This is a genomic window from Pseudomonas sp. A214, from assembly GCF_900156295.1.
Classification (GTDB): domain Bacteria; phylum Pseudomonadota; class Gammaproteobacteria; order Pseudomonadales; family Pseudomonadaceae; genus Aquipseudomonas; species Aquipseudomonas rhizophila.
Genome location: NZ_LT707062.1, coordinates 317,128 through 335,448, shown reverse-complemented (window position 1 = coordinate 335,448; position 18,321 = coordinate 317,128). Strand labels below are relative to the sequence as shown.

The 18,321-nt window shown below is 62.8% G+C and carries 15 protein-coding genes and 1 pseudogene; 6 read left to right on the top strand and 10 right to left on the bottom strand.

What is annotated here, in order from left to right; translation table 11 throughout:
• Positions 1-22: 22 nt before the first annotated feature.
• The 5 genes from pyrR to gshB form a co-directional block, all read right to left on the bottom strand.
• On the bottom strand, positions 23-529 hold the full coding sequence (gene pyrR / locus BW979_RS01420) for a bifunctional pyr operon transcriptional regulator/uracil phosphoribosyltransferase PyrR (protein ID WP_047226002.1): 507 nt from the start codon (positions 527-529) through the stop codon (positions 23-25).
• An 85-nt stretch (positions 530-614) separates the two neighbouring features.
• Positions 615-1,052 carry a Holliday junction resolvase RuvX gene (gene ruvX / locus BW979_RS01415; protein ID WP_047226001.1) on the bottom strand — a complete coding sequence of 146 codons (438 nt, stop codon included), beginning with the start codon at positions 1,050-1,052 and terminating at the stop codon, positions 615-617.
• Positions 1,052-1,621 (bottom strand): YqgE/AlgH family protein, encoded by a 570-nt coding sequence (locus BW979_RS01410; RefSeq protein ID WP_047226000.1) that lies wholly within the window; start codon positions 1,619-1,621, stop codon positions 1,052-1,054. Before BW979_RS01410 ends, ruvX begins: the two co-directional genes overlap by 1 nt.
• A gap of 179 nt (positions 1,622-1,800) precedes the next feature.
• A complete protein-coding gene (locus tag BW979_RS01405; protein ID WP_047225999.1) occupies positions 1,801-2,697 on the bottom strand; it encodes an energy transducer TonB in 897 nt (298 codons plus the stop codon).
• Between the two features lie 77 nt (positions 2,698-2,774).
• Complete coding sequence (gene gshB / locus BW979_RS01400; RefSeq protein WP_076383022.1) at positions 2,775-3,728, bottom strand: glutathione synthase; 954 nt, start codon at positions 3,726-3,728, stop codon at positions 2,775-2,777.
• 223 nt (positions 3,729-3,951) lie between these two features.
• On the opposite strand from gshB, the gene BW979_RS01395 reads away from it, so the two are divergent.
• The 6 genes from BW979_RS01395 (at position 3,952) to BW979_RS01370 (ending at position 14,217) form a co-directional block, all read left to right on the top strand.
• Positions 3,952-4,380 carry a response regulator gene (locus BW979_RS01395; RefSeq protein WP_047225997.1) on the top strand — a complete coding sequence of 143 codons (429 nt, stop codon included), beginning with the start codon at positions 3,952-3,954 and terminating at the stop codon, positions 4,378-4,380.
• Between the two features lie 47 nt (positions 4,381-4,427).
• Positions 4,428-4,793: a twitching motility response regulator PilH gene (gene pilH / locus BW979_RS01390; RefSeq protein ID WP_047226188.1), complete on the top strand. Its 366-nt coding sequence runs from the start codon at positions 4,428-4,430 to the stop codon at positions 4,791-4,793.
• Between the two features lie 10 nt (positions 4,794-4,803).
• Complete coding sequence (locus BW979_RS01385; RefSeq protein WP_047225996.1) at positions 4,804-5,343, top strand: chemotaxis protein CheW; 540 nt, start codon at positions 4,804-4,806, stop codon at positions 5,341-5,343.
• A gap of 213 nt (positions 5,344-5,556) precedes the next feature.
• Entirely contained in the window at positions 5,557-7,617 is a 2,061-nt protein-coding gene (locus BW979_RS01380; protein WP_047225995.1) for a methyl-accepting chemotaxis protein, read from the top strand.
• Between the two features lie 221 nt (positions 7,618-7,838).
• Positions 7,839-13,757 (top strand): Hpt domain-containing protein, encoded by a 5,919-nt coding sequence (locus BW979_RS01375; protein WP_076383020.1) that lies wholly within the window; start codon positions 7,839-7,841, stop codon positions 13,755-13,757.
• Positions 13,750-14,217: a chemotaxis protein CheW gene (locus tag BW979_RS01370; protein ID WP_047225993.1), complete on the top strand. Its 468-nt coding sequence runs from the start codon at positions 13,750-13,752 to the stop codon at positions 14,215-14,217. The genes BW979_RS01375 and BW979_RS01370 overlap by 8 nt, the downstream gene beginning before the upstream one ends.
• 147 nt (positions 14,218-14,364) lie before the next feature.
• Here BW979_RS01370 and BW979_RS28045 read toward each other — a convergent pair whose 3' ends face one another.
• The 5 genes and pseudogenes from BW979_RS28045 to tatB all read right to left on the bottom strand — a co-directional run bounded on the left by BW979_RS28045 (position 14,365) and on the right by tatB (position 18,321).
• Positions 14,365-15,228, bottom strand: coding sequence for a methyl-accepting chemotaxis protein (locus tag BW979_RS28045; RefSeq protein WP_442793065.1), 864 nt, complete (start codon positions 15,226-15,228; stop codon positions 14,365-14,367).
• Positions 15,223-16,191: pseudogene (locus BW979_RS28040) on the bottom strand (methyl-accepting chemotaxis protein); the annotation flags it as partial. The pseudogene BW979_RS28040 and the gene BW979_RS28045, both read right to left, overlap by 6 nt.
• Positions 16,192-16,406: 215 nt before the next feature.
• A complete protein-coding gene (locus BW979_RS01360) occupies positions 16,407-17,114 on the bottom strand; it encodes a 16S rRNA (uracil(1498)-N(3))-methyltransferase (RefSeq protein ID WP_076383018.1) in 708 nt (235 codons plus the stop codon).
• The gene (gene tatC / locus BW979_RS01355) at positions 17,111-17,905 is read right to left on the bottom strand and encodes a twin-arginine translocase subunit TatC (RefSeq protein WP_076383016.1); all 795 of its coding nucleotides are present in this window, start codon (positions 17,903-17,905) and stop codon (positions 17,111-17,113) included. Before tatC ends, BW979_RS01360 begins: the two co-directional genes overlap by 4 nt.
• Positions 17,902-18,321 (bottom strand): Sec-independent protein translocase protein TatB, encoded by a 420-nt coding sequence (tatB, locus tag BW979_RS01350; protein ID WP_047225989.1) that lies wholly within the window; start codon positions 18,319-18,321, stop codon positions 17,902-17,904. Before tatB ends, tatC begins: the two co-directional genes overlap by 4 nt.

The window sequence follows — 18,321 nt, the reverse complement described above, 5'->3', positions numbered from 1 at the left end:
CAATGGACTCTTACAAGGGCAGTTAAAGGGCAAGGTCTTGCAGTTCGAGTTGCAGCGGCGCGGGGCCGGACAGCTTGACTCGCTCGTGGGCGGCCAGCGTCAGCGTCGCGCCGACCACGTTCGGGCGGATCGGCAGCTCGGCGGCGTCCAGGTCCAGCAGGCACACCAGGGTCACGCTGGCGGGGCGGCCATAATCGAACAGTTCGTTCATGGCGGCGCGGATGGTCCGGCCGCTCATCAGCACATCGTCGATCAGTACCAGATGCTGGCCTTCAATCTCGAACGGCAGGGCCGAAGGGCGCACTTGCGGGTGCAGGCCGTTCTGGCTGAAGTCGTCGCGGTAGAACGACACATCGAGGGTGCCCAGCGGCGCATCGCTGCCCAGTTCTTCGAGCAAGGCCTGGGCGACCCAGACGCCACCGGTGCGAATGCCGATGTAGCGCGGTTCGCTGATGCCGCGTTGTTCCAGATGCGCCGTGAGACGAATCGCCATCTGGCTGATCAGTTCGGCGGGATTGGGCAGGCTCATGCTGGCTCCTTCAGGTTCCCGGGCCGGTGGTCAGAGGCCCGGTTTATCGCTAAAAGAAAGCGCCCTGGCGGCGCTTTCAAAAAAATCAGGTTTCGAACAGGGCGGCGTTGGCGTCGAGCCAGCCTTGCAGCAGCAGGGCGGCCGCGATGGCGTCTACCGGGTTGTCGCGGTAACTGCCTTTCTGCCCGCCACGTACCAGGCGTTCGCCCTTGGCCTCGAACGTGGTCAGACGCTCGTCGTGGGTATAGAAAGGCAGGTTGTAGCGGCCGTTGAGCCTGCGGGCGAATTTCTCCGCACGAACGCACATCTCGCTGGGCGTGCCGTCCATGTTCAGGGGCAGGCCGACCACCACGGCGTCGGGTTTCCACTCCTTGATCAGCGCTTCGACCTGGTTCCAGTCGGGAACGCCGTTCTGCGCCTTGAGGGTGCACAGCTCGCGGGCCTGGCCGGTAATCACCTGGCCGACCGCCACGCCGATCTGTTTGGTGCCGTAATCGAAGCCCAGCAGCAAGCGCAGGGCCATCAGGCGTGTCCTGCCTGGCTGGTGAGCAGACTGAGGTTGACCCCCAGCCGGCTGGCCGCTGCTTCCAGGCGCAGTTCGCTGCTGGTGTTGAACAGGATGTCGGCGTCGAACGGGCAGGTCAGCCAGGCGTTATCGGCCAGCTCGGCTTCCAATTGCCCGGCTTCCCAACCGGCATAGCCGAGGGCGATCAGGCTTTTTTCCGGGCCTACGCCGTCAGCGATGGCGAACAGCACATCCTGGGAGGTGGACAGCGATACGCCATCCAGGTCCACGGTGGCCTGGTAGGACGGCCCCGTCGGGTGGAGCACGAAGCCTCGGTCGGTCTGCACCGGGCCGCCGATGAAAATCGGGACGTGCTGGCACAAGAGTGGCGGTTCTACATCCGGGCGCAACTGCTCAAGAATGTCCGCCAGGTTCAGTTCCTGCGGCCGATTGATCACCAGCCCCATGGCCCCATTGGCCGTGTGCTCGACGATGTAGGTCAAGGTGTGGGCAAAGTTCGGATCGGCCATGTGTGGCATGGCAATCAGGAAGTGATGCTTGAGGTAGGTGGGGCTGACGTTTTTCATAGGCGCTAGTGTGGCGGCGCAGGGGCGAACTGACAAGCTGGGGATGTGCAGCAAATGCCGGAGACTGTCACGAAACCCCTGTGGGAGCGAGCCTGCTCGCGATGCGGTGTGTCAGGCGACATCAATGCTGGATGTTCGATTGCTATCGCGAGCAGGCTCGCTCCCACAAGGGGATGGGGTCAGTTGCTGGAGAGACGATCGCCCCGGGCGAACTTCCAGGTGCGGATGATTTCCAGGCGGTCGATGTCCGACAGGTCCCCGGTAAACGGTGCGAACGGCGCGGCCAGGCGCACGATCCGCTGGGCGGCCTGATCCAGCAATGGCTGGCCGGAGGACTCCAGCACCAGCACTTCATACAACGAGCCGTCGCGGTTGATCGAGACCAGCAGCCGCAAGTTGCCATAGATCTGCTTGCGCCGGGCTTCGTCGGGGTAGTTGAGATTGCCGATGCGCTCGACTTTCTTGCGCCACTCATCTTTGTACCAGGCGCCCTTGTCGCGCATGGTCGAGGCGGCGCTCAGGCGGTGGATACGCGGGCGTTTGGCATACAACTGCTGTTCCTGGGCCAGCTCGGCTTCCAGGCTGGCGATGTCGCTGGACAGTTGGGCGCTGTCGAAGGTGGGCACCGGGGCCTTGGGTTTGGGGTCGGGCCTGACCTCTTCCTTGACCGGGGCTTTTTTCGGCTTCGGCGCCACGGTGGTCACGGCTGCCTTGGGCGCCGTCTCCCGGACCTCGGGCTTGGCCGCTGGCGGCGGTGTGACCTTCTGCACTTTATTGTCCTGGAACGGCGCGATCTGGGTGGTCTTGGGCGTCGCCTTTTTTTCCAGGGTGCCACTGCCTTGCTGGTTTTCCTGGGCGAGGAAGTCCGCTTTTTGTGGCTTGGCTTCGCTTTTGAAGGTGGCCAGGGTGATTTCCAGGGTCTGGCTGATCTGTTTGGGTTCTACCGTGGCAAACCCGACGCCCAGCAGCAGTGCCAAGTGGATCAATGCCGCCAGGAACAGGGTAAAACCGAGACGATCAGCCGGGCGCACGCCGCGATGGGCGAGCTCTTGGGGCAGATCGGACGGGAGGGTCATGGCAAGGAAACCAACATCGCGTTTTTTTCAGGCCGGGCATGATAACGCAATGTGGGTTTCCTTCAGCAGGATCTGGATCAACGAGCCTTGAGCTTCTGATCGATGGCATCCATCAGCATCGCGCCGATGTCGGTGCCGAAGGCGTTGTCGATCTCGCGGATGCAGGTCGGGCTGGTGACGTTGATTTCCGTCAGGTGCTCGCCGATCACGTCCAGGCCCACGAACAGCAGACCCTTCTCCCGCAGGGTCGGGCCGACCTGGGCCGCGATCCAGCGGTCCTTTTCAGTCAACGGACGCGCCTCGCCACGCCCGCCGGCCGCCAGGTTGCCGCGGGTTTCGCCGGCCGCGGGAATGCGCGCCAGGCAATAGTCCACCGGTTCGCCGTCGATCATCAGGATGCGCTTGTCGCCATCGACGATGGCCGGCAGGTATCCCTGGATCATGATCTGCTGCTGACCGTGCAGGGTCAGGGTTTCGAGGATCACTGACAGGTTGGGGTGGCCGGCGGTGTGACGGAAAATCGAGGAGCCGCCCATGCCGTCCAGGGGCTTGAGGATCACGTCGCCGTGATGGTCGGCGAATTCACGCAGCACGTCCGGGCGACGGCTGACGATGGTGGGCGGCGTGCATTGCGGGAACAGCGTGGCGAACAGCTTTTCGTTGCAGTCGCGCAGGCTCTGGGGTTTGTTGACCACCAGCACACCGGCGTTTTCGGCCTGCTCCAGCAGGTAGGTGGAATACACGAACTCCATGTCGAAGGGCGGATCCTTGCGCATGAGGATCACGTCCAGGTCGCTGAGCAGCGCATCGCGTTCGGCGCCCAGCTCAAACCATTTTTCGGGGTTGGCGAAGACGTTCAGCGGCTTCATCCGCGCCCGTGCCTGGCCTTCGGCCTGGTAGAGGTCGCGCTGTTCCATGTAGAACAGCTCCCAGCCGCGCTTCTGAGCGGCCAGCAGCATGGCCAGCGAGCTATCCTTTTTATAGGAAATGCTGGCGATAGGGTCCATGACAATGCCGACGCGTACGCTCATGGCTTGGTTCCTCGAAAATTGATGGGCACAAATGGTGTGAAAAAGTGGCGTCAGAGTGGCGCCCGGAAGATTGGCGGTCAAGGAAAAACCACTGTACCGAGCGGCCGATAGATCGGCGATGGAGACTGTGCTAAAAAGGCTGGCATGTGACGTGCGGGCCTTGAACATCAAGGGTTTGCGCTGTCGTTCACACTTACGCGTTAAAAACCGGTTTGCAGTGGCAATGGCAGAGCATCTTACGCAGCAGCAACCCAGCGCCTTGAAGGTCATGGTCATCGACGACTCGAAGACCATCCGCCGCACCGCCGAGACCTTGTTGCGCAACGTGGGTTGCGAGGTCATCACGGCGGTCGATGGCTTCGATGCCCTGGCCAAGATCGCCGACCATCATCCGGGCATTATCTTTGTCGACATCATGATGCCGCGCCTGGACGGTTACCAGACTTGTGCCCTGATCAAGAACAACAGCGTTTTCAAGGCCACGCCGGTGATCATGTTGTCGTCCCGGGACGGTTTGTTCGACAAGGCCAAGGGGCGCATCGTCGGCTCCGATCAGTTTTTGACCAAGCCTTTCAGCAAGGAAGAACTGCTGGGCGCGATACGGGCTCATGTTCCGGGCTTTGCCGCTGTCCAGCCGCACCAGGCACATTAATGACACTCGGCCATCGGGCCTGGGGTCAACAAAAAATGGGGAACACCATGGCACGAATTCTGATCGTCGATGATTCGCCGACCGAAATGTACAAACTGACCGGCATGCTGGAAAAGCACGGCCACCAGGTCCTGAAGGCCGAAAACGGCGCCGACGGCGTGGCCCTGGCTCGCCAGGAAAAGCCCGACGCGGTCCTGATGGATATCGTCATGCCCGGCCTCAACGGTTTCCAGGCCACGCGCCAGTTGACCAAGGATCCGGACACCGGGCACATCCCGGTGATCATCATCACCACCAAGGACCAGGACACCGACAAGGTCTGGGGCACTCGCCAAGGCGCGAAGGACTACCTGACCAAACCGGTGGACGAAGAAACCCTGATCAAGACCCTGAACAACGTGCTGGCGGGTTGATGACACGGCCATGAGCCAATCCCTGACCGCTTTCGAACTGCTCCTGCAGATCGACCGGCGTTGCCGGCTGCTGGGGGCGGACCTGCCGTCACAACCGACCCACGGCGACAGCTGGAGCGGCATCGGTTTTCGCCTCGGCGAACACTGGTACGTGGCGCCCATGGGCGAAGTCAGCGAAGTGCTGCACGAACCGCGCTACACACATTTGCCCGGGGTCAAGCCATGGGTTCGTGGTGTGGCTAATCTGCGCGGGCGCTTATTGCCGTTGATGGATTTGTGCGGTTTCTTCGGCCATGAGCTGTCGAGCGTGCGCAAGCAGCGGCGGGTGCTGGTGGTGGATCATGACGAGGTCTTTACCGGGTTGCTGGTGGATGAAGTCCTCGGATTGCAGCATTTTGCCCAGGACAGCCTGGAGCCGACGCTGATGGACGACCTTGACGGCCCGGAGTCGGCCTTCGTCAAGGGCCGGTTTCGCGGTGAACGGCAGTGGCAGGTGTTCAGCCCGTTTGCGCTGACGCGCTCGCCGGGGTTCATGGATGTAGCTGTTTGACGAGATGCCACACGGTCCCTTGTGGGAACGAGCCAGTGGGAGCAAAGCTTGCTCGCGATGGCGGCGCCTCGGTAGGCGGGAAACCGTGTTGTTTTCATCGCAGGCAAGCCTTGCTCCCACAGAGTCACACTGATTGAGCAGGCTGCACTACAAGGGCTTGCTTACAGTTGGCAGTGGTGAGTGGGTTGGATTGGGCAGTACAGGCGAGAACCGATGAGCAAAGCAAATACAGGTAAGCCTCTGGAAGCGTCGCGCAGTCGTTCGCAGATCATCGTGCTGTTCGTCGCGCTGATTGTCTTCATCATGCTGCTGTTCGCCAACTTCGCTTACCTCAACACCCAGTCCAACTACGACAAGCAGTACATTGGCCACGCCGGTGAGTTGCGGGTGCTGTCCCAGCGCATCGCGAAGAACGCCACCGAGGCGGCCGCCGGCAAGGCCGCGGCGTTCAAGTTGCTGAGCGAGGCGCGCAATGATTTCGCCCAGCGCTGGGGCTACCTGAAGCAAGGCGACCCGGTGACCGGCCTGCCACCGGCACCTGCTGCCCTGCGCCCGCAGATGCGTGCCGTACAGCTGGACTGGGAACGCCTGCTCAAGAACACCGATGCCATCCTGTCCAGCGAACAGACTGTGCTGTCGCTGCATCAGGTGGCGGCGACCCTCGCCGAAACCGTGCCGCAATTGCAGGTCGAGTACGAAAAGGTCGTCGAAATTCTCCTGCAGCGCGGCGCGCCCGCCGCGCAGGTCGCCATGGCCCAGCGCCAGTCGTTGCTGGCCGAACGGATTCTCGGGGCGGTGAACACCGTGCTGGCGGGGGATGAAAACGCCAGTCAGGCCGCCGATACCTTTGGCCGCGATGCCGCACGTTTTGGTCAGGTGCTCAATGGCATGTCGCAAGGTGACCCGGCCTTGAAGATCTCCCAAGTACAGGACCGCGATGCCCGGGCTCGCCTGAGTGAGATCAGCGAACTCTTCGAATTCGTCTCCGGCTCGGTGGACGAAATCCTCGAAACCTCTCCTGAGCTGTTCAAGGTCCGCGAGTCGGCAGGCAACATCTTCAACCTGTCGCAAACCTTGCTGGACGAAGCGTCGCACCTGGCCACCGCGTTCGAAAACCTGGCCGGCGGGCGTTCCGCAAACGCCATCGGTGGTTATGTGCTGGGTCTGTTGGCGCTGATGTCGATCATCCTGATCGGGCTGGTGATGGTCCGCGAAACCAACCGGCAGTTGCGTGAAACCGCAGAAAAGAATGAGCGCAACCAGAACGCGATCATGCGTCTGCTGGACGAGATCGAAGACCTGGCCGATGGCGACCTGACCGTGACCGCCTCGGTTACCGAAGACTTTACCGGCACCATCGCCGATTCCATCAACTATTCGGTGGACCAACTGCGTGACCTTGTGGCCACCATCAACCTCACCGCCGGCCAGGTCGCCGCTGCGGTGCAGGAAACCCAGGCTACGGCGATGCACCTGGCGCAGGCTTCCGAACATCAGGCCCAGCAGATATCCGAAGCTTCGACTTCAATCAATGAAATGGCCCAGTCCATCGATCAGGTCTCGGCCAATGCCGCCGAGTCGTCGGCGGTGGCCGAGCGCTCCGTGGAGATCGCCAACAAAGGCAACGAGGTGGTGCACAACACCATTCATGGCATGGACAACATTCGCGAGCAGATCCAGGACACGGCCAAGCGCATCAAGCGCCTGGGGGAGTCGTCTCAGGAAATCGGCGACATTGTCAGCCTGATCGATGACATTGCCGACCAGACCAACATCCTGGCCCTCAACGCCGCTATCCAGGCGTCCATGGCCGGTGACGCCGGGCGCGGGTTCGCGGTGGTGGCCGATGAAGTGCAGCGGCTGGCGGAGCGCTCTTCGGCGGCGACCCGGCAGATCGAGACCCTGGTGCGGGCGATTCAGGCTGACACCAACGAGGCGGTGATTTCCATGGAACAGACCACCACCGAAGTGGTGCGCGGCGCCCGACTGGCCCAGGATGCCGGGGTGGCCCTGGAAGAAATCGAAGGCGTGTCCAAGACCCTGGCGGCGCTGATCCAGAGCATTTCCAACGCGGCGCAGCAACAGACCACGTCGGCGGGGCAGATTTCCTTGACCATGAACGTGATCCAGCAGATCACCACGCAAACCTCTTCCGGCTCCACCGCCACCGCCGAGAGCATCGGCAACCTGGCGAAAATGGCCAGTCAGCTGCGTCGTTCGGTGTCGGGGTTTACTTTGCCGGCGGCGGCTGCGGCGGATGAGAACAAGGCGTAACTGGCTGGATCTGTATATTGAGAAGGGTCATGTGGCGAGGAAGCTTTTGTGGCGAGGGGATTTATCCCCGCTGGACTGCGAAGCAGTCCCAAAATAGCCAGTCTGGGACATAGATGTTGGATTCTGCATTGCAGGGGGCCGCTTCGCAGCCCAGCGGGGATAAATCCCCTCGCCACAAGGGCTGATGTTCCTGCGTCTTAGACTGTTGATTTGGAGTGGTTATGGGTGATCGGCACGACTATGTGGCCCTGGAGTGGGTCAAGGGCGAGATTGCCGAAACGCTGAAGCAGGCCCATCTGGCGCTCAACCGCCTGGTGGACGACCCGCAGGCGGCGGATGCCCTCGCGCATTGCCTGGCGTGCATTCATCAGGTGCACGGCGGCCTGCAGATGGTCGAGTTCTATGGTGCCGCGCTGCTGGCCGAGGAGATGGAACAGCTATGCGTCGCCCTGCAGGACAACCGCATCGCCCATCGCGACGAAGCCATCAGTCTGTTGAGCCAGGCCCTTGGGCAGTTGCCGATCTATCTGGACCGCATCCAAGGTGCCCGCCGCGATCTGCCGTTGGTGGTGCTGCCATTGATCAATGATTTGCGCAGCGCCCGGGGCGAGAGCCTGTTGTCGGAGACCAGCCTGTTCAGTCCAGAGTTACCGCTGATCGCGCCGCTCAGTGACGAGGCCTTGAAGCGACTCGAACCGCCTGACCTGCCCAACACCTTGCGCAAACTGCGCCAGACCCTGCAAGTGGCCCTGGTGGGGCTGTTGCGCGAACAGGACGACGCCACCCATCTCGGCTATCTGGCCAAGGTCTTCCACCGCCTGGAAGGGCTGTGCGCCGCCGCACCGCTCAATGCGCTGTGGCAGGTGGCGTCGGCCCTGGTCGAAGGCATGCGCGAGGGGCGTATCGCCAATAGCCCGGCCCTGCGCAGCTTATTCAAGGAAGCGGACAAGGAACTCAAGCGCCTGTTGGACCAGGGCCTGCAAGGCATCAATCAACCGGCGCCGCCACAGTTGCTGACGAGTTTGTTGTTCTATATTGCCAAGGCCGAACATCCCAGCGGGCAGATGCAGATCATGAAAGAACGCTACTCACTGGACGACGCGCTGCCCGACAGCGCCATGGTCGACGAAGAACGCGCACGCCTGGCCGGACCGGACCGCGATGCCATGCGCTCGGTGCTCGCCGCACTCTGCGAAGAGCTGGTGCGGGTCAAGGAGCGGCTCGACCTGTTCGTGCGCAGTGACCGCCAGCACGCCTCGGAGCTGGACAGCCTGCTGGCGCCCCTGCGACAGATCGCCGACACCCTGGCGGTGCTCGGCTTCGGTCAGCCGCGAAAAGTGATCATCGATCAATTGGCGGTGGTCCTGAGCCTCGCCCAAGGTCATCGCGAGCCGGATGACGCGACGCTCATGGATGTCGCCGGGGCCTTGCTCTACGTCGAGGCCACTCTGGCCGGCATGGTCGGCACCGTCGAGCCCGAGAGCCCTGAAGACAGCCACCTGCCCACCACAGACCTGACCCAGATCCACCAGATTGTTATCAAGGAAGCCCACACCTGCCTGCAACAGGCCAAGGACATGATCGTCGACTACATCGACGCCGACTGGAACAGCGAACAACTGCAAGCGCTACCGGCGTTGCTGACCCAGGTGCGCGGCGCGCTGGCGATGATCCCCTTGAGCCGCGCCGCCAGCCTTGTGGAGGCGTGCAATGGTTTCATTCGCGAGCATCTGCTGTTGGATCACGCCCAGCCGGGCTGGGAAGAGCTCGATCACCTGGCCGACGTAATCACCGGCCTCGAATATTACCTGGAACGTTTGAGCGAAGACCCGGAAACGCCCGGCGAACCCTTGTTGGACGTGGTCGAGCGCAGCTTGGGTGCCCTCGGTTATTTCCCCGACGAAGCCCGGGTGCCGTTGCTTGACGATGTGCTGAGCCCGAACGAGGCCCAGGTCATGCAGGACTTGCAGGAGCTGGATGACCCGCAGACCGTGCAGTCCTTGGCCCAAATGCTGGCCAGCCCGGTCTCGGCGGTCAACCCGCCGGCCCGGAGCACGCCGGGTAGCCTGTTGCCGCCGCCGTTGGACGAGCATCCGGTGGACGACGAGCTGCGCGAGGTCTTCCTTGAAGAAGCCGACGAGGTGCTCGACGTTTTGCGCGAATACCTGCCGCGCTGGGCCGCTCACCCTGACGACCATGGCGCCCTGGCCGAATTGCGCAGGGCCTTCCATACCCTCAAGGGCAGCGGTCGGATGGTGCGGGCGCTGGTCTTGGGTGAGCTGGCCTGGGCTGTGGAAAACCTGCTCAACCGGGTGCTGGAGCGCAGTGTTGAGCCGGGTGCTGCGGTCCGGCAGTTGCTCGATGACACGGTGCAGTTGCTACCGGCCCTGGTGAGCGAGTTTGCAGACAACCGCCAGCGTCAGCGCGACGATGTCGACCGTCTGGCCGCCCGTGCCCATGCGCTGGCAAAGGGCGTCGATGACGATGAAGACGCCCAGGATGTCGCCGCCCTCGACCCGTTGTTGCTGAAGATATTCGACAACGAAGCCCAGGGTCACCTTGCCAGCCTCAATCGCTTTCTCGACCAGGCCGCCGAACACTTGCCGCTGCAGGCCAACGACGAATTGCAGCGAGCCTTGCATACCCTCAAGGGCAGCGCATCAATGGCCGGCGTGTTGCCGATTGCCGAGCTGGCCGGCGCGATGGACCAGTTGGCCCGGGAATACAAGGCGCACCTGATCGCCCTCGACCTTGATGAAACTGAATTGCTGCTGGAGGCCGAGGGCCTGTTGCGCCTGGGCTTGCGTCAGTTGCACGGTGACCCCCTGGCGCCGATCCCCGGCGCAGAAGAGCTGATCCAGCGAACCCAAACGCTGCTGGCCGAGCGCCTGCAAACGGCCCTCAGTGCACCGGACAAAGGCTTGCGGACCAAGCGCGATCCCCAACTGATCAACAACTTCCTCGCCCAGGGCATGGACATCCTGCTCGATGCCGAAAACCTGTTGCGCCGTTGGCAGCAGCACCCCGGCGAAGGCCAGGAACTCAGTGCACTGCTGGACGAGCTGACCACCCTCGGCGAAGGCGCGCACTTGGCCGACTTGCACCCGGTGGACGAGCTCTGTGAAGCCTTGCTCGATCTCTATGGCGCAGTGGAGGAAAGCAGCCTGGCAGTCAGCGACGTGTTTTTCCAGGAAGCGCAGCGCGCCCATGAAGCCTTGATCGACATGCTCGATGAATTGGCCGCCGGGCAACACGTGCACTCGCAGCCCGAGCGGGTGCAGGCCCTGCGCGGCTTGCTCCAAGAGAGCCTGGACCCATCCGCCACCGGCCTGATCCGCAGCGATGGCAGCCGCACCCTGAGCATCCGCGAACTGGGTAACGCGACAGCGGAACTGCAGCGCAGCGCCCCTGCTGAGACCTCAGTGGACGACGACATTGCCTCGATCTTCCTCGAAGAGGCGCAGGACATCCTCGAAAGCGCCGCCCAGGCCCTGCAACGTTGGCTGGCCGACCCGGACAACGCAGCGCCGCTGTCCTCGTTGCAACGCGACTTGCACACCCTCAAGGGCGGCGCACGAATGGCCGATATCCGGCCGGTGAGCGACCTGGCCCAGGAGCTGGAAAATCTCTACGAAGGGCTGGTGGACCGCCGTTACAGCCACAGCGAGGAACTCGAGCAACTGCTCAGCAGCAGTCACGAACGCCTCGATCTGCTGCTCGGGCAGTTGCAGCAGGGCCAGCCGTTGGGCGATCCCGTTGCGCTGATCGACGCCATTCGCCGGTTCCGTCAGGACAAGCCGAACCCAATCGATTCGGCAGGGGCGGTTCAGGGCGAGGGGGCCGGACATGACCCGGAGCTGCTGGAAATCTTCCTCGAAGAAGGTTTCGACATTCTCGACAGCGCAGGCTCAGCGCTGCTGCGCTGGCAGGACGAACCATCGAACCGTCAGGCCCTGGAAACGCTGTTGCGGGATTTGCACACCCTCAAGGGTGGTGCGCGGATGGTGGAAATCGTCCCCATCGGCGACCTGGCCCATGAGCTGGAAAATCTCTATGAAGGCTTGTCGGCGGGGCTGCTCCAACCGACTCCAGCGCTGTTCGCCTTGCTGCAAAGCAGCCATGACCGGCTGGCGCAGATGCTCGATGCGGTACGCGCCGGCCACCCCTGCCCCGTTGCCGACCGGCTGATCGCGCAGATCCAGGCGGTGAATCATCCGCAGGACAGCGAGACGCCCAAAGTCGTCCCCGCGCCGGAACCGGCCCCGACCCCGCCGCCTGCACCCACAAGGCCTGAGACCGGCACCCCGAGCGACGGCGCGGACATGGTCAAAGTCTCCGCCGAATTGCTTGACGACCTGGTGAACCTGGCTGGGGAAACCTCGATTTTCCGTGGGCGTATCGAACAGCAGGTCAACGACGCGCGCGTGGCCCTGGGCGAGATGGAAACCACTATCGAGCGCATGCGCGACCAGTTGCGCCGTCTTGATACCGAAACCCAGGGCCGGATCCTCAGTCGCCAGCAGGTCGAGGCCGAGCGCCTGGGCTACGAAGAATTCGACCCGCTGGAGATGGACCGGCATTCCCAGTTGCAGCAATTGTCCCGGGCGCTGTTCGAATCGGCCTCGGACTTGCTCGATCTCAAGGAAACCCTCGAACGCAGCAATCACGACGCTGAGAACCTGCTGCAACAGCAGGGGCGGGTCAATACCGAACTTCAGGAAGGGTTGATGCGCACGCGCATGGTGCCGTTCGAGCGCATGTTGCCGCGCCTCAAACGCATCGTGCGGCAAGTGGCGCAGGAGTTGGGCAAGGACGTGGAGTTCGTGGTTGGCAATGCTGAAGGCGAAATGGACCGTAGCGTGCTGGAGCGCATGGCCGCGCCCTTGGAGCATATGCTGCGCAACGCCGTCGACCACGGCCTGGAGCCAGCCGACGTGCGCATCGCTGCCGGGAAACCGGCCCGGGGGCGCATCAGCCTCGACCTGTCCCGGGAAGGTGGCGACATCATTTTCGACATTCGCGACGACGGCGCCGGCGTGCCGCTGGAGGCGGTGCGCAGCAAGGCGATCAAGCGTGGTCTGCTGGCACCGGACAGCGACATCAGCGACCGCGACGTGCTGCAATTCATCTTGCAGCCGGGCTTTTCCACCGCCGAAAAAATCACCCAGATTTCCGGGCGCGGCGTCGGCATGGACGTGGTCCACGAAGAGGTGCGGCAACTGGGCGGCAGCATGGTCATCGACTCCACACCGGGGCAGGGCGTGCATTTCCGCATTCGCCTGCCGTTTACCGTGGCGGTGAACCGGGCGTTGATGGTGCAATGTCACGAAGACCAGTACGCGATCCCACTGAACACCATCGAAAGTATCGTCCGGGTGTTGCCCGCTGAACTGGATGGCTATTACCAGCTCGACCCGCCGACCTACACCTACGCCGGGCAACGCTATGAGCTGTGCTACCTGGGTGAGCTATTGAAAACCGGCGCTCGCCCGAAACTGTTGGGCCAGAGCCAACCGTTGCCGGTGCTGCTGATGCAATGCAGCGAGCGGCATATCGCGGTGCAAGTGGACGCTACCGCCGGGACCCGGGAGATCGTGGTCAAGAGCCTCGGCCCGCAATTTTCGGCGGTGCAGGGCTTGTCGGGGGCGACGATCCTGGGCGATGGCCGGGTGGTGTTGATTCTCGACCTGTTGGCGCCGATCCGCGCCTTGCCTCATCAGGTCCCACGCCGCCCGGCAGCGGCGCAAGGCGAGGGCGAACACCCGCGAGCATTGCTGGTGCTGGTGGTGGACGACTCGGTGACGGTCCGCAAGGTCACCAGCCGCCTGCTGGAGCGCCACGGCATGCACGTGCTCACCGCCAAGGACGGCGTGGATGCCATGGCGCTGCTGGCCGAACACTCCCCCGACCTGATGTTGTTGGACATCGAAATGCCGCGCATGGACGGCTTCGAAGTGGCCACGCAAGTACGCAATGACCCGCGCCTGGCCCACCTGCCGATCATCATGATCACCTCCCGCACCGGCCAGAAACACCGCGACCGCGCCATGGCCATCGGCGTCAACGACTACCTGGGCAAGCCGTACCAGGAATCGGTGCTGCTCGACAGCATCGCCCGCTGGAGCAAAACCCATGCATGACCTTCACCCGCGTACCGGGCACATCACTGGGCTGCTGCTACCCTTGGCCGACCGGCATCTGATTTTACCCAACGTGGCCGTGGCCGAGCTGATCGACTACCAGAGCAGCGCGTTCGATATGGACACTCCGCCGTGGTTCCTGGGTTGGGTGAGCTGGCGCGAACGGCAAATCCCGTTGCTGAGTTTCGAGTCGGCCTGCGGCCAGAAAACCGTGATCGGCGAGCGTGCGCGCATCGTCGTGCTCAATGCCCTGGGCGGGCGCCCGGAGTTGCGGTTCATTGCGCTGCTGGTCCAGGGTATCCCGCGTTCCTACAAACTCGACACCCAGTTGAGCTACGTCGATGTACCGCTGTGTGGGCTGGAACAGGCGGCGGTACAAGTGGGCGAGCATGTGGCGAAGGTGCCGGATTTGTTGGCCCTGGAAGAGTTGGTCGTTGCCTCGGGGTTGGCAAAAAGCTAGGTCAGACACGGTACCTGTGGGAGCGGGCTTGCTCGCGAAGTCGGGCTGATAGCCGGCCAGGGTTTTGTTGACTGAGTACATATCCATTGCCGCCGTTACCGCAGCAACGGATATACACACAAAACTCAAGTAAGCAGCCCCAAGTCATCAAACCCTGAACCGCCCCACCAACGTCTGCAAATGAACCCCCAACCGCGCCAATTCAGCGCTCGAAGCGGCCGTCTCTTCACTGGACGACGCAGTTTGCTCCGACACATCGCGCACATTCAGCACGCTGCGGTTGATCTCCTCGGCCACGGCACTCTGCTGCTCGGCCGCAGCGGCGATCTGCTGGTTCATCGACTGAATGGCCGAGACCGTGCGGGTGATGTTTTCCAGGGAACCACCGGCGCGGCGGGTCAGTTCGACGCTGTTGTCGGTCAGGCTGCGGCTGTTGTCCATGATGGTCGCGACCTGCTCGGTGCCTGACTGCAGGCCGACGATCAGTTCTTCGATTTCTTCTGTGGACTTCTGGGTGCGCTGGGCCAGGCTGCGGACCTCGTCAGCCACCACCGCGAAACCACGTCCGGCTTCGCCCGCACGGGCCGCTTCGATGGCCGCGTTGAGGGCCAGCAGGTTGGTTTGCTGGGCTACGGACTTGATCACGTCCAGCACGCTGCCGATCTTGTCGCTTTCGCGCTTGAGGTCGCCCATGGCTGTGGTGGAGTTACCCACTTCGAGGGCCAGGCGTTCGATCTGGGCGATGGCTTCGCCGACCACTTTTTCACCCTCGCGTGCCTGCTGGTCAGCCGCGACGGCCGCTTCGGAAGCTTCCTCGGCATTGCGCGCCACTTCCTGCACCGTGGCGGTCATTTCGTGCATGGCGGTGGCGACCTGGTCGGTTTCCACTTTCTGGCTGTTGACCCCGGCGCTGGTCTGCTCGGTCACGGCCGAGAGTTGTTCGGCGGCGCTGGCGATTTGTGTAACGCCGTCGCTGATGCCGCCGATCAACTGCCGCAGGCCCACGGTCATGCTCTGCATGGCGCGCTGCAATTGACCGAGTTCGTCGCGGCGCTCGGAGGTGAGGTTGTGGGTCAGGTCGCCCGCGGCAATGCGCTCGGCGACTTTGAGGGTCTGGTCCAGCGGGCCGACGATCTGCCGGGTGATGACCAATGCTGCGATCACGCCGAACAACATGGCCAGCACGGCAGCCGATACCAGGACGGTCTTGGCCTGGGCGGCGTCCTGGTCGCGCACGGCGGTCTGGGACACGGTCAGGCTTTTGCTGGACTCAAGCAATACTTCGCCTTGCTCGGTCATGCGCTTGAGCGCCGCGGCGGTATCAAGCTGGGAATCGCGAAACTGACTGACCGCCGCACGGTAGGCGTTGATCGAATCGCTGGCTTGCTGCAGGTTGGCGGAGTGCTCCTCAGGCAACTGCGCCGGTAGGCGTGCGAGAAGTTTGAGGGCATCGGTAATGGCGTCAAGGGCCGGTTGCTGGGCTTCGTTCTTACCGCTGTAGGTGTAGCCGCGAACCTGATAACGCGCTTGCTGGATCGCCTTGCTCAGGGATACCACGCTGTTGAATTGGGCGACGTTCTCGCTTTGCAGCGTGGCTTTTTCAACCTCGGCGACGCGGGCCACGGCGTTGTCGGCGCTGGCGCCGAGTTTGCTGCGGGCATCTTCGCGACTGACGGTGGCGCTGGCCATCTCGGCGAAGGCGCTTTTGTACTCGGCCACAGCGGCCAGTTGTTTGTCGATCAGCGCCACGTCGGCCGGCTGCTCGATCATCTGGCGGGCTGCGGTCAGGCCGGTCTCGAGTTTGGCAAGCAGATCGTTGACTTCCTGCGGACCGTTTTCACCCCGCGTGGTGTAGTAGTCCAGGCGTGCCAGGCGCAGGTCCTTGCTCAACTCGTTCAGGCTGGAAATGTAGCCCAGCTTGTCGCCACGGCTAATGACATTGCCCAGGCCGCTCCAGCCGGTGAAAGCGATCATCAAGGTTAGAAATAGCACCAGACCGAAGCCGAAGCCGAGTTTGCGATTGACGCTTACGTTTCCCAGACTCTGGGTAAGCATTCGGAACATGCTGATTTCTCCCTTGCTGCACTGAATTGGTTTTATGGGAGCTGTATCGGCGGGGCGGGAGGGATCTGTAGAAATGAACTGAGAATCCTGGCGCTCGCCACAAAAAACGGGCAAGCGGCAGGGGGTCAGAACAACCGTGCGAGCAGCGCGGTAACGGCGGTTTCGACGCGCAGGATGCGTTCGCCCAGTTGTACCGGTTGCAGTCCGGCCTTGGCCAGCAGGTCGATTTCGTAAGGAATCCAGCCGCCTTCGGGGCCGATGGCGAGGGTCACGGGTTCCTCCAGCGCGCGAGGGCAGGGGGGGTAGTTCCCCGGATGGCCGACCAGACCGCAGGTGCCGTTCGCCATGGCCGGCAGGCGGTCTTCAACGAAGGGCTTGAAGCGCTTTTCAATGATGATCTCTGGCAGCACGCTGTCGCGCGCCTGCTCCAGGCCAAGGATCAGTTGTTCGCGAATGGCCTCGGGCTCCAGGAACGGGGTCTGCCAGAAGCTCTTTTCCACGCGGTAACTGTTGACCAGTACCACGCGCGGCACGCCCATGCTGGCGATGGTCTGGAGCACTCGCCGGAGCATTTTCGGTCGAGGCAGGGCCAGCACCAGTGTCAGTGGCAGCTTGACCGGCGCAGGTTGGTCGAGTGTCACTTGCAGTTCGGCTTCATGGGCTTCCAGGCGCAGCACCTGGGCCGTGCCCATCAACCCGCCGATACGCCCGACCCGCAGGCTGTCACCGACGGCGCTACGGTGCACTTGCTGCATGTGGGTCAAGCGGCGATCGCTCAGCACGACGCGGTCAGGCCCGATGAAGTCGGCCTCTTCAAGCAGCAGCAGGTTCACGCTTGGGTCGCTGGCGGCTGGTCGTTATGGTCGTCGACCGGCTGATCGTCTGCTTCTTCCCGGCGCTTGCGCACCAGACCGCCGAACAGGATGCCGATCTCGAACAGCAGCCACATCGGCACGGCGAGCAGGGTCTGGGAGAAGATGTCCGGCGGGGTCAGGATCATGCCGACCACGAAGCAGCCGATGATCACGTACGGACGAATTTTCTTCAGGTACGCAACGTCGACCACGCCGATCCACACCAGCAGTACCACGGCTACTGGGATTTCGAACGCCACGCCGAAGGCGAAGAACAGCGTCATGACGAAATCCAGGTAGCTGGTGATGTCGGTCATCATTTCCACGCCCGCGGGAGTGGCGGCGGCAAAGAACTTGAAGATCAACGGGAATACGAAGAAGTAGGCGAAGGCCATGCCGGTGTAGAACAGCAGAATGCTGGACACCAGCAGCGGCACGGCAACGCGTTTTTCATGCTTGTACAGGCCTGGCGCGATGAAGCCCCAGATCTGGTGCAGGATCACCGGGATCGCCAGGAACAACGAGACCATCATCGTCAGCTTGAGCGGCGTCAGGAACGGTGACGACACGTCGGTGGCGATCATCGTCGCGCCTTCCGGCAGGTACTGGCGCAGCGGTGTGGAAACGAAGGTGTAGATCTGTTGGGTGAAGGCAAACAGCCCGGCGAAGATGACGAAAATCGCCGCCACGCAACGCAACAGGCGGGTGCGCAACTCGGTGAGGTGCGATACCAGCGGCATCGGCTGGTCGTTTTCAGGAATATCGCTCATGGGGCTCGCGGCGGCAAAGTAGGGTCGTTAGGAACGGCTGGTGCCGCCACTGTCGGGGCGGGCTCCACGGGGTTCGCGGGCGCGGCTGCTACAGGCGGCGTGTCATCCACCGGCGCCTGGGGGGCAATCGTCGGCTCGACCGCCGGCTGAACCGGTGTCGGCTCCTGCTGGGTCGGGGTGAAGATTTTCCGCGCTTCCTGCTCCAGAGACAGAATGTGTTCGTTGTGCAGTTGCCGACGAATGTCGTCGGCCCCGATTTCACGTTCAACTTCCTGTTTGATCGCATTGAAGCTGCGCTTGAGCCGCCCGATCCATAGACCTGCGGTGCGCGCAGCGCCCGGCAGCCGCTCGGGGCCCAGTACCAGCAGGGCGACGAGGCCGACGAGCAGCAGTTCAGTGAAGCTGATCCCAAACAT

Excerpts from the sequence above, each read along its gene's own strand:
- tatB (WP_047225989.1), bottom strand. The coding sequence starts at position 18,321 with ATGTTTGGGATCAGCTTCACTGAACTGCTGCTCGTCGGCCTCGTCGCC.
- pilH (WP_047226188.1), top strand. The coding sequence starts at position 4,428 with ATGGCACGAATTCTGATCGTCGATGATTCGCCGACCGAAATGTACAAA.
- BW979_RS01370 (WP_047225993.1), top strand. The coding sequence starts at position 13,750 with ATGCATGACCTTCACCCGCGTACCGGGCACATCACTGGGCTGCTGCTA.
- BW979_RS01385 (WP_047225996.1), top strand. The coding sequence starts at position 4,804 with ATGAGCCAATCCCTGACCGCTTTCGAACTGCTCCTGCAGATCGACCGG.
- pyrR (WP_047226002.1), bottom strand. The coding sequence starts at position 529 with ATGAGCCTGCCCAATCCCGCCGAACTGATCAGCCAGATGGCGATTCGT.
- BW979_RS01410 (WP_047226000.1), bottom strand. The coding sequence starts at position 1,621 with ATGAAAAACGTCAGCCCCACCTACCTCAAGCATCACTTCCTGATTGCC.
- tatC (WP_076383016.1), bottom strand. The coding sequence starts at position 17,905 with ATGAGCGATATTCCTGAAAACGACCAGCCGATGCCGCTGGTATCGCAC.
- ruvX (WP_047226001.1), bottom strand. The coding sequence starts at position 1,052 with ATGGCCCTGCGCTTGCTGCTGGGCTTCGATTACGGCACCAAACAGATC.
- BW979_RS01380 (WP_047225995.1), top strand. The coding sequence starts at position 5,557 with ATGAGCAAAGCAAATACAGGTAAGCCTCTGGAAGCGTCGCGCAGTCGT.
- BW979_RS28045 (WP_442793065.1), bottom strand. The coding sequence starts at position 15,228 with ATGACCGTGGGCCTGCGGCAGTTGATCGGCGGCATCAGCGACGGCGTT.
- BW979_RS01375 (WP_076383020.1), top strand. The coding sequence starts at position 7,839 with ATGGGTGATCGGCACGACTATGTGGCCCTGGAGTGGGTCAAGGGCGAG.
- BW979_RS01405 (WP_047225999.1), bottom strand. The coding sequence starts at position 2,697 with ATGACCCTCCCGTCCGATCTGCCCCAAGAGCTCGCCCATCGCGGCGTG.
- BW979_RS01395 (WP_047225997.1), top strand. The coding sequence starts at position 3,952 with ATGGCAGAGCATCTTACGCAGCAGCAACCCAGCGCCTTGAAGGTCATG.
- gshB (WP_076383022.1), bottom strand. The coding sequence starts at position 3,728 with ATGAGCGTACGCGTCGGCATTGTCATGGACCCTATCGCCAGCATTTCC.